A 14,590-nucleotide genomic window follows, 5' to 3' on the forward strand; every position below is an offset into this window, starting at 1 on the left:
AATACACGTCTTCGAACTTCATAAGTCGAACTTCCTGTAACACTTCTGTCCGCTTCATAACGCCTCCTTTCGGAGACATGATAAAACCGGACAGATCGCATGTTACCTACACCGGACATATCGCTTGTTAGCGACATTGCGACTGATGGGCGTTGACCCGTTTGAGCGGGCAAATATGCTGGAACTGGTGGTACAGCCCAATCCGGCGCAGCCCTCCGGCGGGCCCGAGGCGCCGCAACAGGTGCAACTGCCACAAACCGTCGCGCCAGGTGCGCAAACGCTTCCGGGCCCCGAACTGTCCCCGGCGGAGCGGCGCAACCGCGAAATCCAGGCGATCCAGAAAGACATCGCCCGTCGCCGTCGCCGCAGGCTGGCCCTGCTCGGTGCGCGGCTCAGCTTCTTTGTGTTCCTGCCGACGGTGCTTGCGGGATATTACTTTTTTGCGATGGCAACGCCGATGTATGCCGCGAAATCAGAATTCCTCGTGCTCAAGGCTGACAACGCCGGTGGTGGCGGATTGGGCGGCCTGCTGAGCGGGACGCAGTTTGCCACCAGTCAGGATTCGATTGCCGTGCAGGGCTATTTGCAATCGAAAGAGGCGATGCTGCGTCTGGACCAGGAATTGGGCTTCAAAGCGCATTTCACCCAGCCCTGGATCGATCCGATCCAGCGTCTCAACCCGGATGCGACCAACGAAGAGGCCTACAAAACCTATTCCCGCAACATCAAGATTGGCTATGACCCAACAGAGGGCGTGGTCCGGATGGAGGTGTCGGCCGCCGATCCCCAGGTGTCGGCCGAGTTCTCGCAGCGGCTGATCAGCTATGCCCAGGAAAAGGTCAATCAGCTGTCCGAACAAAAGCGCACCGATCAGGTCGGAGACGCGGAATCGGCCCTGAATCTTGCGGAACAAAAACGCCGCGCGGCACAGGAGCGACTGGTGCGTTTGCAGCAACGCGGCACCGTGTTGGACCCCGAAGGCGTTATTCTGTCTCTGCGTTCGCAGATCAGTACTTTTGAAATCCAGCGCCAGGAAAAAGAGCTGGAACTGGCGGCCTTGCAGGACAACGCCCGCCCGAACCAAGCCAAGGTTGCAGGCGCGCAGGCCGATATCGCCAGGCTCGACAGCCTGATCCAGCGGCTGAACGATCGGATGATCAACGAATCTGCGGGCGAGGCCTCTTTGGCCAGTCTGACCGTAGAAATTCAGATGGCGCAGGCCGATTTGGCCACCCGCGATGTGATGCTGCAATCTGCGTTGCAACAGGTCGAACAAACCCGGATGGAGGCCAATCGCCAGGTGCGCTATCTGACCACCGCGGTTGAGCCTGTTCCCGCCGATGAACCCACCTACCCGCGCCGGTTCGAAAATACGATTTTGGCATTCCTGATCTTTTCCGGTATTTACCTGATGTGTTCGCTCACAGCGTCGATCCTGCGCGAGCAGGTCTCTTCCTGACACCTCCGAAGATACGATCGGAAACCCATGAAAAACGTCCAAGTCGCTGATCTCAACATCGGCAATGACCGCCCCCTGACCCTGATCGCAGGCCCCTGCCAATTGGAAAGCGCCGACCACGCGCAAATGATTGCCGGTCTGCTGAAAGAGGCCTGTGACAAAGCCGGGGCGCAGTATGTGTTCAAAGGCTCGTTCGACAAGGCCAACAGAACCTCGCTCAACGCCAAACCCTCTCTGGGCCTGGACAAGGGGTTGGAGGTGCTGCAATCGGTCAAAGACACCATTGGTGTGCCGGTCATCACCGATATTCACACCGAAGAGCAATGTGCCCCGGTGGCGGAGGTCTGCGATATCCTGCAGATCCCAGCGTTCCTGTGCCGGCAGACGGCGCTGCTGCTGGCGGCGGGCCGCACTGGCGCGGCAATCAACGTGAAAAAGGGGCAGTTTCTGGCCCCTTGGGACATGCCCAATGTGGTGGCCAAGATCGAAAGCACCGGCAATGAGCGGATCCTGTTGACCGAACGGGGCGCGTCATTTGGCTACAATCGCCTGGTTGTCGACATGCAGTCACTGCCGGAGATGGCCCGCACCGGCTATCCGGTTGTAATGGATGCAACCCACGCTGTGGCCCAGCCCGGCGGGCTTGGTGGCGCCTCTGGTGGGCAGCGCGAATTTGCCCCCGTTCTCGCAAGAGCCGCTGTGGCAACCGGAATTGGCGCGGTGTTCACCGAAACCCATCAGGATCCCGACAACGCCCCCTGCGATGGGCCCAACATGATCTACCTCGATCAGATGCCACAGCTCATCGACACGCTGATGCAGTTTGATGCACTGGCCAAAGCCAATCCGATCCAGATTTGAGCACGAGATTTTTGCGATGACCAAACCTCTGTCAGCCGTCACTCCCAACACCTGGAATTTTCTGCGGGACCCGATGATCACGCCCACTGGGTTTCGCGAATATGACGCCCGCTGGAAATATCCCGAAGAGATCAATCTGCCCGGTGTGACAGCGCTGGGTCTTGGGCTCGGCACTCAGATGCACAAGCGCAGGATCGAACCGGTGATCGCGGTTGCCAACGACTATCGTGACTATTCGCTGTCGATCAAACAGGCGTTGATCCTTGGGCTGATGCAGGCGGGCATTCAGGTCAAAGACATTGGTCCTGCGCTGTCCCCGATGGCCTATTTCGCGCAGTTCCATCTGGATGTGCCCGCCGTCGCCATGGTGACTGCATCGCATAACCCGAATGGTTGGACCGGGGTGAAAATGGGGTTTGAACGACCGCTGACCCATGGCCCAGACGAAATGGGCGAACTGCGCGATATCGTGTTGAACGGTGAGGGCATCGCCCGTCCCGGCGGCGCCTATGAATTTGTCGATGGCGTAAAAGAAGCCTATCTGGACGATCTGGTCGGCGATTTCAAAATGTCGCGTCCGTTGAAGGTGGTCTGCGCCACCGGAAATGGAACCGCCTCGGCCTTCGCACCGGAGCTGTTTGAACGCATGGGCGTTGAGGTGGTGAACAGCCACAATGAACTGGACTACACCTTCCCGCATTACAACCCCAATCCCGAAGCCATGGAGATGCTCCATGACATGTCCGATAGCGTGAAGGCCTCTGGAGCGGATATGGCGCTGGGGTTTGATGGCGACGGCGACCGCTGCGGTGTGGTCGATGATGAGGGCGAAGAGATCTTTGCCGATAAGGTTGGCGTTATCATGGCGCGCGATCTGTCCAAGCTGCACCCCAACGCAACCTTTGTGGCAGATGTGAAATCCACGGGGCTGTTTGCCTCCGATCCGGAACTGAAGGCCAATGGCGTCACCGCCGATTACTGGAAAACCGGTCACAGCCATATGAAGCGGCGCGTCAAAGAGATTGGCGCGCTGGCAGGGTTTGAGAAATCCGGCCACTATTTCCTCGCCGAACCCGTGGGCCGTGGCTACGACTGCGGCATGCGGGTTGCAGTGGAAATCTGTAAGCTGATGGACCGTAACCCAGACAAGAGCATGTCCGATCTGCGCAAGGCGTTGCCCAAAACCTGGTCGACCCCGACCATGTCGCCCTATTGCGCCGACACCGAAAAATACACGGTGCTGGACCGCCTGGTGGCCAAATTGGTCGCCAAAGCAGACGCGGGTGATACCCTGGCCGGGCGGCCGATCAAAGAGGTCGTGACCGTCAATGGTGCGCGCGTTATTCTGGACAACGGCTCTTGGGGTCTGGTGCGCGCGTCGTCCAATACACCCAACCTCGTGGTGGTCTGCGAGAGCAGCCACAGCGAGGCAGAGCTGCGTGAGATCTTTACCGAGATTGACGCGGTGATCCGCACCGAACCCTTGGTTGGGGACTACGACCAGACATTCTGAATGTTCTGAGCCAGCACCACTCAGCGGCTCTGGCGACCTCCCGATAGCAAAACACCCGCCATGGTGGGTGTTTTGGCGGGTGTTTTGGTTTCAAACGATACTGCAGACGCCAAAGCAAATACCCAGGGACACAGGCAGGGCTGCTATGCCTGCGCCGACCATCTGGAGTGTGCCGACAGGTCAGTCACCACCCAGGAGGCGCAAGAGCTGCTCTTTTGCCTCCTGCTCGATCCGGTCGCGGATAGCGTCGTTCAGATCCTGCTCTGGCGCGATTTCGGTATCCAGCTCTTCACTCAGTTTTTCCCGCAGCCGGTCTTTGGCTTCCTCTTCGACCGCATCGATCTGCGGCTGCAGGGCCTGCTGCAGATCCGGACGGATTTTGGGATCAGACCAGGGACCGGTGATTGCCACGGGAATGGACAGGATCTGCTCCCCGCCGCCACCTTGCAGAGTTGGCGTGAACAGATAGTCGAGATCTTGCGCCCCGAGGCCAATGCGCCCTTTGCCCTCCGCCCGCAATCCGCGGAGAGTGACCAACAGGTCCGAATTCATGAGATTGCCATCAGCAATCGTGTAACTGCCCGTCAGTTGATCAAACACCGTGCTCCCGCCATTGCCGCTGCCACTGCGCATCAACTGTTCCAGATCAAAACCGGTGAAGAAGCCTTTGCCGACCTCGATCCAGCCCTTCCCACTGAGCGAGGCCATGATGTCGGCAACCGAATTGCCAACGCCGAGATACTCCAACTCTCCTAGCGCTTCGCCATTCAGACGGTCATAGCCTGCGGTTTGGCCCAACAGCTCTTCGACCCGGACGCCCTGAAAGCTCAGTTTCCCACCGACCGAAAGCCCATTGCGGTTGTTGGCCACGATCTGCCCCTGCACTTGGCCCCCAAACAGAGTGGCAGGCACCAGTTTCAGCACAGCGCGGGCATTGTCGACCGACAGATCCAGTTTGCTGGATCCCAACAGAACCGATCCGGTGTCCACCGCATCCACATCCAGCACGACATTTGCATCAAACGCGGACAGCCAATTCAGATCGATGGGCTCGTTTGACCAACCGGAAGAGGCAGGCGTTGCCGCCGCAGACGCCCCGACCGTATCCGGGGAGCCTTGCAGAAATGGCGCCAGATCCAAGCTGCCAGCACTCAGTTGTGCGGCGATGGTTGGTTTGTCGCCCAAGACGATATCGACGTCTCCGACGATCTGATTGGCGTCCGCTGCAGCAGAGAGATCACGCAGCGCCAGCCGACCATCAGGGGTGTAGGTGACGTCCGCTCCGACCTGCAGCTCCCCCATCACCGGCACCGCTGTGCCAAGATCAAGGCCCAGTGCTGCCAGCGCCCCTGCAAGATCAGTGCTGCGCGAGGTGACACGCCCTGTGGCGGCCCCGCTCAGATCGGCGCGCCCGTCAAACTGCGCGTCCACACCGGGTGCTGAAAGACGCGCAGCGACAGAGGCCACTTGTCCGGCCAGGAATGCCTCGAAGGTGCCGATCTCACCGGTGATGCGGATCGGGCTGCCCGCAGGACGCAGCGTTGCATCAATCTCCACGGTTCCGGATGGGTCCGGCCAGGCCAGCGCAAGATCAACCTGCCGCAGCTCGACCGCCTCCGCCTCATGAGGGGCATAGCGGAGGGTTGCGCCTGTCAGGGTCAGCGCCTCGATACTGATCGGCAGATTGTCCAAAACCCCGTCTGAGGCTCCTGCAGCGGACGAATCGGCCGGTGGCTGGGGACTGTCAGAAGGGCCCAAAACCCAATTGCCAACACCCTCCGCATTTGTCGTCAGAAACAGCTGCGGCAACACCGCAGACAATTCGGTCACACGAACAGTGCCGCGGATCAGGTCGGCCGCATCGATCCCGATGGTCAGGCGCTCTGCGGTCAGCATCGGCGTGTCACCGGCCCAAGGCACATTCGACAACGCAACCCGGTCTGCTTTCACCCCCAATGTTGGCCAGAGAGAATAGCCAACCCGACCACCAAATGTCACGCTGCGCCCGGTTTGAGCTTCGATCTGATCTGCCGCCAGCTGCGCCAGTTTTTCGCCCGGCAACAGCAACAGCCCGCCGATCAGCAAAACAACGGCGACAACCAGCCCCGTCACAATCCGCAAAATAAGCCGCATCAGCCCTATCCTCTTGTCACACCCCCTGTTTTCCGGGGTCTGTGGACAGTTTACCCTGTTGTGGGGCGCAGGCAAAGGTGGATGCGCCGTCCCACTGTTGTGCCACAAAAAAAGGGAGCGACACTGCGCTCCCTTTCCTGTTGTTTGCTAGGCCGTTTGTTTGCCTGGCTCAGTGTTTGTCGCGCCGGTTTTTAGGTGCCCAACGGATCGACAAGCTTTTCCAGCACGCGATCTTTGGTCACCTGCCCGACCAACTGGCCGTGTTCGGTCACCCCGATTGGGGAGTCGCTGTCGGCAAACCCATGGATCACATCACGAATGCTGGCGCCTGCATCAACCGTCGTGGGCCATTCCCCGGTCGCAGCCTCCATCAGATCGCGCGCGCACAACACGCCTAGTGGGTTCATATGCGTCACAAAATCAGCAACATAGTCGTCTTCTGGTTTGGAATAGATTTCCGACGGCTTGCCGCATTGGACGATCCGTCCGCCTTCCATGATGGCGATCCGATTGCCGATCTTGAAGGCCTCATCCAGGTCGTGGGACACAAAGACGATCGTACGCTTCAGCTTTTCCTGCAGACGCAACAATTCATCCTGCAGCTTGGTGCGGATCAGCGGATCCAGTGCCGAAAACGGCTCATCCATCAGCAGAATTGGTGCCTCGGTGGAAAACGCACGCGCCAGTCCGACGCGCTGCTGCATGCCGCCGGACAGCTCTCCCACTTTGCGATCGGCCCAATCCGACAGGCCCACCAGGTCCAGCTGTTCGTCAGCGCGGCGGGTGCGCTCTGCCTTGGACAGGCCCGCCAGTTCAAGACCGAGCCAGACGTTTTCGCGCACCGTCCGCCATGGCAGCAAACCGAATTGCTGAAACACCATCGCGATGTGGTTCTGGCGCATCCGGCGCAGGGTTGGATCATTGGCGTTGGTGATATCCACCATACCGTTGCCGTCCGACACCCGGACAGCACCGCGCACAACAGGGTTGAGCCCGTTGATCGCGCGCAGCAACGTCGATTTTCCCGAGCCCGAAAGCCCCATCAGCACAAGGGTTTCACCCTCTTGCACGGTCAGAGAACAATTGTGAACGCCCAGCACTTGATTGCATTTTTCCTGCACCGTGGCGCGGTCCAACCCTTCGTCCATGAAAGGCAGGGCGCTGTGCGGTTTGTCCCCAAAAACGATGGAGACATTGTCAAATTCAACAGCGGTCATTGATCAGCGCTCCACTCTGAGGACACGGTCGAGAATGATTGCCACAACCACAATCACGAAGCCGGATTCAAAACCTAAAGCCGTGTTCACCTGATTGAGCGCGCGCACAACCGGAACACCCAGGCCATCGGCCCCAACCAGGGCTGCAATCACCACCATCGACAGGGACAACATGATGGTCTGGTTCAACCCCGTCATGATTTGCGGCAGCGCATAAGGCAGCTCCACCTTCCATAGGGTCTGCGATTTCGTGGCCCCAAAAGCCTCGGCCGCCTCCAAAAGTGGTTTGGGGGTAGAGGACACACCCAGATGAGTGAGCCGGATCGGGGCAGGCAATACGAAAATCACGGTCGCGATCAGGCCGGGCACCATACCGATGCCAAAAAACACGATGGCCGGGATCAGGTACACAAATGTGGGCAGGGTCTGCATCAGATCCAGCACAGGCCGCATCCCAACATAAAGACGCGGGCGGTGGGCAGCAGCGATGCCGATAGGCACGCCAATGGCCATACACACCAGGCAGGCCGACAACACCAGCGTCAGGCTTTCGGTGGTCTCTTCCCAATAGCCCTGGTTGAGAATGAATAGGAACCCAAGCGCGACAAACACGCAAATATTCCAGTTGCGCTGCAACAGCCAGGTGATGCCAACAAAGATCCCAACCGTGATCAACGGATGGGGCGTCTGCATCACCCAAAGGATGCCATCAATCAACAGCTCCAGCACCCAGGCCAGCCAGTCAAAGAATGGCTCCCCAATGTCCTGCAACCATTCAAACACCGCTTTTGCGGTTTTCCCGACAGGAATTTTTGTGTCGGTAAGCCAGTCCATATGCCTGCCTTTCAATGAAACACGACCAGCGCCGCGCAAAACGGTGCGTTCTGGTCAAAAAAAACCCTTCACCACGCGCTCGCGGTGAAGGGTCGAATTCCGTCAGATCAGAGACCCAGCGCAGCCTTGACTGCTGCGGTCGCATCGCCACCATCTTTGGTGGTGACACCGTCCAGCCAGCCCATGAAGGCGTCAGGGTTGGCTTTCAGCCATGCGGCAGCCGCATCTGAAGGATCTTCGCCGTCATTCAGGATCGCGCCCATGATCTCGTTTTCCATCGCCAGCGAGAACTCGAGATTTGTCAGCAGCTTGCCAACGTTGGGGCATTCGGAGACGTAGTCCTGGCGGGTGTTGGTGAAGACGGTTGCACCGCCGAAGTTGGCGCCAAAGAACTCATCACCGCCGGTCAGATAACCCATATCGAAGTTTGCGTTCATCGGATGCGGCTCCCAGCCGAGGAACACAACCGGCTCGCCTTTGCGGGAGGCGCGCTCGACCTGGGCCAACATGCCCTGTTCGGAGCTTTCGACCACTTCGAAATCGCTCAGCCCAAAGGAGCCACCATCGATCATCGACTGGATCAGACGGTTGCCGTCATTGCCAGGCTCAATCCCGAAGATTTTGCCGTCAAGCGCGTCGGCATGCGCCGCGATGTCAGCGAAATCCTTGATACCCAGATCTGTTGCCGCGCTGTTGACGGCCAGCGTGTATTTTGCACCTTCCAGGTTGGCGCGGACGGTTTCAACCGTGCCCGCCTCGCGGTAGGGGGCAATGTCGGCCTCCATGGTGGGCATCCAGTTGCCGAGGAAAACGTCGATGTCCCCGTTGGCCATGGAGGTGTAAGTGACGGGCACCGAGAGAATCTTGATGTCGGTTTCATAGCCGAGCGCATCCAGAACGGTGGTCGTCGCCGCGGTGGTGGCGGTAATGTCGGTCCAACCGACGTCAGAAAAGACCACTTCTCCGCAATCAGCAGCGGCCATCCCGGCAGAGGCTACGATCGCGATAGTCGAGAGCGACGAAAGAAATTTCATAGTATTTTCCCTGTTTTATCTGGTGGCGGGTGGTAACAATCCCACCCCGTTAGCACGCAAAACCATAGCGCATCGCTGCACATACAACCACCCTTGCGCCCCCAAAGGCAAACGCGCAGGCGACGGCTTGCATCACAACCCCCGCATAGGCGGGTTTTGGATTGGAACTGGCGCGCCTTTCTGGTCGACCCTGTCCCAGCACGCCGAAACACTGCCAAGAAATGTCGCATTTCGCAAACTAAAATCTTAAATATCTATTCAAAAAATGAGACGAAGGGTCCAGAAATTCCCAAATACCGGTCCTGAGAGCAGAAGACACTGGTCTCTGTGCCACTTTGGCGGGCTTTCCCACCGGGAATTCGGCCATTTTCAAACGCAGTGCCGCTCGCTATATGCTGCGGTATGACAAGCAACCCGCCAAACCTCCGCCCCGACCTAGCCCCAAGCCCAACCTTCGCGGACAAACCCCGCGCAGATCAGCCGACGCTGGGCATGGTGTCACTTGGCTGCCCCAAGGCATTGGTGGACAGCGAGCGGATCCTGACCCGGCTGCGCGCCGAAGGCTACGGGATTTCGCCCGACTATGCAGGTGCGGATGCGGTGATTGTCAACACCTGCGGGTTTCTGGACAGTGCCAAGGCCGAAAGCCTGGAGGCCATTGGCGAAGCCTTGAAAGAAAACGGCAAGGTCATCGTCACCGGCTGTCTGGGTGCCGAGCCAGACTATATCCGCGAACATCACCCGCGCATCCATGCGGTGACCGGCCCGCATCAATATGAGCAGGTGCTGGACGCGGTGCATTCCGCCGTGCCCCCTGCGCCCAACCCTTATGTGGACCTGCTGCCCGCTGCCGGGGTCAAGCTGACGCCCCGGCATTTCAGCTATCTGAAGATCTCGGAAGGCTGCAACCACAAGTGCAAATTCTGCATCATTCCCGACATGCGCGGCAAACTGGCGTCGCGCCCGGTGCATGCGGTGCTGCGCGAGGCGGAAAAGCTGGTGGACGCGGGCGTGCGCGAACTCTTGGTGATCAGCCAGGACACTTCTGCCTATGGCTTGGATCGCAAGTACTCCGCCCATCCGTGGAAGGGCGAAGACGTGCGCAGCCATATCCTCGATCTGTCCCGCGAGCTGGGCAAATTGGCCCCTGCGGATGAGCTGTGGGTGCGGCTACACTATGTCTACCCCTACCCGCATGTGCGCGAGCTGATCCCGCTGATGGCGGACCCGGACAATGCGCTGCTGCCCTATCTCGACATCCCGTTCCAGCACGCCCACCCGGATGTGCTGCGCCGGATGGCCCGCCCGGCCGCCGCCGCCAAGACGCTGGACGAAATCCGTGCCTGGCGCGCCACCTGCCCCGACATCACCCTGCGCTCCACCTTCATCGTTGGCTACCCCGGCGAAACCGAGGCGGAGTTCCAGCACCTCTTGGACTGGATGGACGAGGCGCAGCTAGATCGCGTGGGATGCTTCCAATACGAAAACGTCGACGGCGCGCGATCAAACGACCTGCCGGACCACGTGCCCGAAGAGGTCAAGCAAGAGCGCTGGGACCGGTTCATGGAGAAAGCGCAGGCAATCTCCGAAGCCAAACTCGAAGCGAAAGTCGGCCAGACGATACAGGTCATTGTGGACGACATCGACGCCGACGGCATCGCCACCTGCCGCACCAAATCCGACGCGCCGGAGATCGACGGCAACCTGTTCATTGATGAGGGCACCGAGGGGTTGCGGGCGGGTGATCTGGTGACCGTTGAAGTTGATGAGGCGGGGGAGTATGATCTGTGGGGACGTCTAATGGGCCGATGACACAAATCGATGCAAGAACATAACAGCAAATTTTCGTACTATATCAGTGGTGCAGCACTAATCGTTGCGTTGGCAGCATTTGCTTTTGCGTGTTGGAGTGTTCAAACAGAGTCCCTAAACGATGAACAGCGCAACGAAATTGCGATAGTACTAACAACCATTGAAATCGTCATTGTTGTTGCTGCAATTTTTGGCTTCTGGACCATCAGAGAAAGTGTAGCGCGACAAACACGGGATGTTGCGAAAATCGAAGCAGGAGAGATGGTCACAAAGTTTCTTGAGCAAAATGGAAGTCATCTGATCAAGGAAGCCTTTGAAGACACTGAACTTGTATCTCGCCTGGAAGCTGCCTTCCAAGATACCATGATTGATAGTAGCGCCAATGCTGACTATGTAGATGACGACCCGGATTGGGAGCCCTCATGACCAAGCGTCCGATTGACATAGTAAAAGAGCGTCTCAACACAGTTCCAGTGAACGTAGAAGCAATTCTGCGCGCGCTTGACGTTGAGGTGCGAAAAGACGCAATACTTGGTGAAGACATATCCGGTGAGATTAGGCGTAATGGAGAAAGGTATGTCATTTCAACAAGCGGAGACGAACACGCCTTCAGGCAGAGGTTTACTCTAGCTCATGAACTTGGACACTTCGTCCTACATAAAAGCCTTATCGGAACTGGCTTGGATGACAGCAAAATGTACCGGAGCACCGAGGCTGGAGATTTCTATAACACCGAAATCAAGCTCGCCCATGAAAGACAAGCAAACAGTTTTGCGGCAAAGGTTTTGATGCCCAAACATCTTCTGAAAAAGAAGATAGACGAGTTGTCCCAAAGCGAGTCGAAGCCAGACGTGTCCGAACTCTGCAACCTTTTTCAGGTGTCCTACTCCGCAATGAAGTGGCGCTTGGTTAACTTAGGATGGGCGCAGCAAGTCGAGGGCATCAACTAACGCGTTGCCCGAAGCCCGCGCTTTGCGCGGGCGTTTGGCTCAATACAACCCCGCCAGCACCACAATCCACGCCACGCCAGCCGCAACCGCTGTCACCGCCACGCCTGCGCTGCCTGCGTCCTTCGCGCGGCGGGCGAGGTCGTGAGGGTCTTCAGAAATGTAATCCACCGTCCGCTCGATCGCGGTGTTCATCAGTTCCGCGGCCAGCACCAGGATGCCCAGCGCCAGGATCAACGCGCGTTCGGCAGGCTCCAAGGGCAGCCAGAGCGCCAGCGCGGCGGAGATCACATTGGCCCAGACCCAGGTCCGGAAAGAATGTTCACGCTCCCAGGCATCACAGCAGCCGGCCCAGCTCCAGACAATGCGGGATTTCAGTCGAGTCATAAAATACGTCATCGCGGCATTTTGACCGCATGGTCGGGGCGGTGCAATGGTCCGCTTGACATCATATTGGCCCGCCATAGTTTTTCGCCCGCAGGCGACAGCACCGGCGGCAATTGGATGGCCTTAACAGGTGGTCCACCGCTGGGACTGGTCAGCGCAATGGCCCGGTTGGCGCCATTAGAGCATGCCAGACAGGGCTGCACTAGGACAAAGGTGTCAGGGACAGAAGCAATGAGTGTGAACAAACCCAGCGCTGATGCACGTGAAGTGGATGTGCTGTTTAACGGCGACTGTCCCGTGTGCAGCTTGGAAATCAACCATTACGTCCGCATCTCGCAGCGGCGGGATCTGCCCATGCGGTTTGACGATCTGAACGCCTGCGATCTGCAGCGCTGGGGCGTCGATGCCGATCAGGCCGCCAAACGGCTGCACGTCCGTCAGGGTGACACGGTCTATGCCGGTATTCCTGCGTTCTTGATCCTCTGGGCGCAGATGCCCGGCTATCGTTGGCTGGGCCGTGTGGTGGGCCTGCCCGGGATCCGGCAGCTGTCCTGCGTGGTCTATGACCGCATCCTGGCCCCGGCGCTTTATCGCTGGCACCTCATGCGCCAACGCCGCAACGCCAAACGCAAAGCCTAGACCAACCGCTGGGCCAGCGGGCGCACCCGAGGTGTCGCAGACTTGGGGTTGAGCGCAATGGCTGAGACCGAGACTGTTTGCACGCCAGCCCGTTTCTGCGTCACTCTGTTTGTCCGTCAGTCAGTTGGTCCGTCAGTCTGTTTGAGCGTCAGTCTGCTCGCACAGGAAGCTCAGCAAATCGCGATTGCGGCAAAAGTCCGGGGCCTCACCACCCTCGCTGCTATGGGCTGCCTCGGATGCAAGCCATTTCTTGCAGGCAGGTACGCCCCCGCATTTGCAACAACGCAGAATGGCCTCGCTGATCTCATCAAACTGCAATCGACCAGCAATGGCCTCTTCCTGCAGATCCAACCCGACAGTTTGGGCCATGGTGTCAAACAGCTCCGCATGTGCCTTGAGCTGGGCGGTGCGGTCAAATTTCTGGCAAACGGTCATCGCGCGCTCCTCCTGATCCGGGAGAAGTCTAGACTGGGCAGATCGGCCTGCCTTTGACCTGTATCAAGGCAAAAGCGGTCAGCCCGATGTCGCGTCCAGATAGGCCCTGACAGCGTCCTGCACCCGGCGGAACCGGTCACCGCCCAATTTCTTGCCACCATACCAGCGCGTGACGATGATGATATGATCGCGCAGCTCTGCCCGCTCCAGCATCCGCAGGATGACCATTCCAGCGCCGCTTTCGCCATCATCCGCCTTCAACCCGCCCGTTGGCAACAGCGCGGCCCAGGTGTTGTGGGTGGCTTTGGCGTAGGCGCGGTCGCTCTTCAACTCGCTCAGAACCGCGTCAATCTCTGCGCGACTGCGCACGACTGCGCCCGTCACGGCGTAGCGCGAGCCCCGATCAGTCAACACCACGCCAAGACGGCGCAGGTTTGCAGTGTCTTTCTGTGCGGCACCCATCAGTTCAAATTGTACCGTCTGATGGTGTCATTCACCACGGTGATCCGATCCGGGTTGGCAGGATGCGTGCCGAGGAAACGATCGCCGGGATCCGGCAGGCGTTCGAAAAACCGCACGCCGACGCTTGGACGATATCCCGCCTTGTGGGTGATGATGCTGCCCAATTCGTCCGCCTCCAGTTCGAAGGTCTTGGAATAGGTCCGCGCACCTACAATTGCACCGATGTCTTCGGCTCTGGCAATGTCGGCCGCGCTGGCGCCCGAGGCACTGGCGAGCCCGGCCAGCAGGATGGACCCCGCCACCGCACTTTGACGTTTGCGGGCCAGGTGACCACGGATGTGGTGCGCGGTTTCATGGGACATCACAAACGCCAGTTCGTCCCGATTGGCAATCTGCCCCAACATCCGCCGGGTGAAGGTGATGATCGGCCGACCGCTGCGATCCAGACTCTGATAGGCATTGGGCGGCGCGGCGGGATTGGGATCAATTCGGATCAGGAAATCGCAGTTCAACCCCTCGGACCGGGCGCGACATTCCCGTTCGGACACCGGCTCCACAACCCGGCGCACCTCAGCAAAGGCGATTTGCGCTTCTGCCGGAGAAAAGCCCGCTGGCCGCACAGCCCCCTGCCCCGGCCTGTTTGCCCCAGCGGTGTCAACCGCCACATCGCAGGCCGCGCCAAAGAGCAGCAAAATCCAAAAAAACCGCCGCATGCACTCTCCGTCTCAAGGTCTTTTACCGCGTTCACATCAGCATAGGATGTCTGCAGTGGATGGTCCAATTGCAAGATCAGATCTGCCCCAAGGAACCCGTAATCTTCTACACCGCAGGTGGTAACCACTTGTCAGCCCACCAAA

At 58.9% G+C, this 14,590-nt stretch carries 15 protein-coding genes; 7 read left to right on the forward strand and 8 right to left on the reverse strand.

The window, feature by feature from the left end:
* Positions 1-145: 145 nt before the first annotated feature.
* Genes Q0C28_RS10700 through Q0C28_RS10710 form a run of 3 tightly spaced genes read left to right on the forward strand, consistent with a single transcriptional unit; the run spans position 146 to position 3,833 of the window.
* Complete coding sequence (locus tag Q0C28_RS10700) at positions 146-1,459, forward strand: capsule biosynthesis protein (protein WP_293575670.1); 1,314 nt, start codon at positions 146-148, stop codon at positions 1,457-1,459.
* A gap of 27 nt (positions 1,460-1,486) precedes the next feature.
* Positions 1,487-2,320, forward strand: a complete 834-nt coding sequence (gene kdsA / locus Q0C28_RS10705; RefSeq protein ID WP_293575606.1) for a 3-deoxy-8-phosphooctulonate synthase — start codon at positions 1,487-1,489, stop codon at positions 2,318-2,320.
* A gap of 16 nt (positions 2,321-2,336) precedes the next feature.
* On the forward strand, positions 2,337-3,833 hold the full coding sequence (locus tag Q0C28_RS10710) for a phosphomannomutase/phosphoglucomutase (RefSeq protein WP_293575608.1): 1,497 nt from the start codon (positions 2,337-2,339) through the stop codon (positions 3,831-3,833).
* A gap of 180 nt (positions 3,834-4,013) precedes the next feature.
* Here Q0C28_RS10710 and Q0C28_RS10715 read toward each other — a convergent pair whose 3' ends face one another.
* The 4 genes from Q0C28_RS10715 to Q0C28_RS10730 all read right to left on the reverse strand — a co-directional run bounded on the left by Q0C28_RS10715 (position 4,014) and on the right by Q0C28_RS10730 (position 9,051).
* Complete coding sequence (locus Q0C28_RS10715) at positions 4,014-5,966, reverse strand: AsmA family protein (RefSeq protein ID WP_293575610.1); 1,953 nt, start codon at positions 5,964-5,966, stop codon at positions 4,014-4,016.
* A gap of 191 nt (positions 5,967-6,157) precedes the next feature.
* Positions 6,158-7,183 (reverse strand): choline ABC transporter ATP-binding protein, encoded by a 1,026-nt coding sequence (gene choV / locus Q0C28_RS10720; protein ID WP_293575612.1) that lies wholly within the window; start codon positions 7,181-7,183, stop codon positions 6,158-6,160.
* Positions 7,184-7,186: 3 nt separating this feature from the next.
* Positions 7,187-8,017, reverse strand: coding sequence for a choline ABC transporter permease subunit (gene choW / locus Q0C28_RS10725; RefSeq protein WP_293575614.1), 831 nt, complete (start codon positions 8,015-8,017; stop codon positions 7,187-7,189).
* A 107-nt stretch (positions 8,018-8,124) separates the two neighbouring features.
* Positions 8,125-9,051, reverse strand: coding sequence for a choline ABC transporter substrate-binding protein (locus Q0C28_RS10730; RefSeq protein WP_293575616.1), 927 nt, complete (start codon positions 9,049-9,051; stop codon positions 8,125-8,127).
* Positions 9,052-9,453: 402 nt separating this feature from the next.
* On the opposite strand from Q0C28_RS10730, the gene rimO reads away from it, so the two are divergent.
* From rimO to Q0C28_RS10745, 3 genes are read left to right on the forward strand one after another with little or no spacing between them, the layout of a single operon-like run.
* Positions 9,454-10,863, forward strand: coding sequence for a 30S ribosomal protein S12 methylthiotransferase RimO (rimO, locus tag Q0C28_RS10735; RefSeq protein ID WP_293575618.1), 1,410 nt, complete (start codon positions 9,454-9,456; stop codon positions 10,861-10,863).
* A 9-nt stretch (positions 10,864-10,872) separates the two neighbouring features.
* The gene (locus tag Q0C28_RS10740; protein ID WP_293575620.1) at positions 10,873-11,289 is read left to right on the forward strand and encodes a hypothetical protein; all 417 of its coding nucleotides are present in this window, start codon (positions 10,873-10,875) and stop codon (positions 11,287-11,289) included.
* Positions 11,286-11,813 (forward strand): ImmA/IrrE family metallo-endopeptidase, encoded by a 528-nt coding sequence (locus Q0C28_RS10745; protein ID WP_293575632.1) that lies wholly within the window; start codon positions 11,286-11,288, stop codon positions 11,811-11,813. Before Q0C28_RS10740 ends, Q0C28_RS10745 begins: the two co-directional genes overlap by 4 nt.
* Before the next feature lie 39 nt (positions 11,814-11,852).
* On the opposite strand, the gene Q0C28_RS10750 is transcribed toward Q0C28_RS10745, so the two are convergent.
* Positions 11,853-12,197 carry a diacylglycerol kinase gene (locus tag Q0C28_RS10750; RefSeq protein ID WP_293575634.1) on the reverse strand — a complete coding sequence of 115 codons (345 nt, stop codon included), beginning with the start codon at positions 12,195-12,197 and terminating at the stop codon, positions 11,853-11,855.
* Positions 12,198-12,428: 231 nt separating this feature from the next.
* On the opposite strand from Q0C28_RS10750, the gene Q0C28_RS10755 reads away from it, so the two are divergent.
* Positions 12,429-12,836 (forward strand): thiol-disulfide oxidoreductase DCC family protein, encoded by a 408-nt coding sequence (locus tag Q0C28_RS10755; protein ID WP_293575636.1) that lies wholly within the window; start codon positions 12,429-12,431, stop codon positions 12,834-12,836.
* A gap of 132 nt (positions 12,837-12,968) precedes the next feature.
* On the opposite strand, the gene Q0C28_RS10760 is transcribed toward Q0C28_RS10755, so the two are convergent.
* The 3 genes from Q0C28_RS10760 to Q0C28_RS10770 all read right to left on the reverse strand — a co-directional run bounded on the left by Q0C28_RS10760 (position 12,969) and on the right by Q0C28_RS10770 (position 14,446).
* Entirely contained in the window at positions 12,969-13,271 is a 303-nt protein-coding gene (locus Q0C28_RS10760) for a DUF6455 family protein (protein ID WP_293575638.1), read from the reverse strand.
* Between the two features lie 78 nt (positions 13,272-13,349).
* Entirely contained in the window at positions 13,350-13,733 is a 384-nt protein-coding gene (locus Q0C28_RS10765; protein WP_293575640.1) for a YigZ family protein, read from the reverse strand.
* Complete coding sequence (locus Q0C28_RS10770) at positions 13,733-14,446, reverse strand: M48 family metalloprotease (protein ID WP_293575642.1); 714 nt, start codon at positions 14,444-14,446, stop codon at positions 13,733-13,735. The genes Q0C28_RS10765 and Q0C28_RS10770 overlap by 1 nt, the downstream gene beginning before the upstream one ends.
* Between the last annotated feature and the right edge of the window lie 144 nt (positions 14,447-14,590).

The organism is Phaeobacter sp., from assembly GCF_022825805.1.
In the GTDB taxonomy this organism is placed as follows: Bacteria; Pseudomonadota; Alphaproteobacteria; order Rhodobacterales; family Rhodobacteraceae; genus Phaeobacter.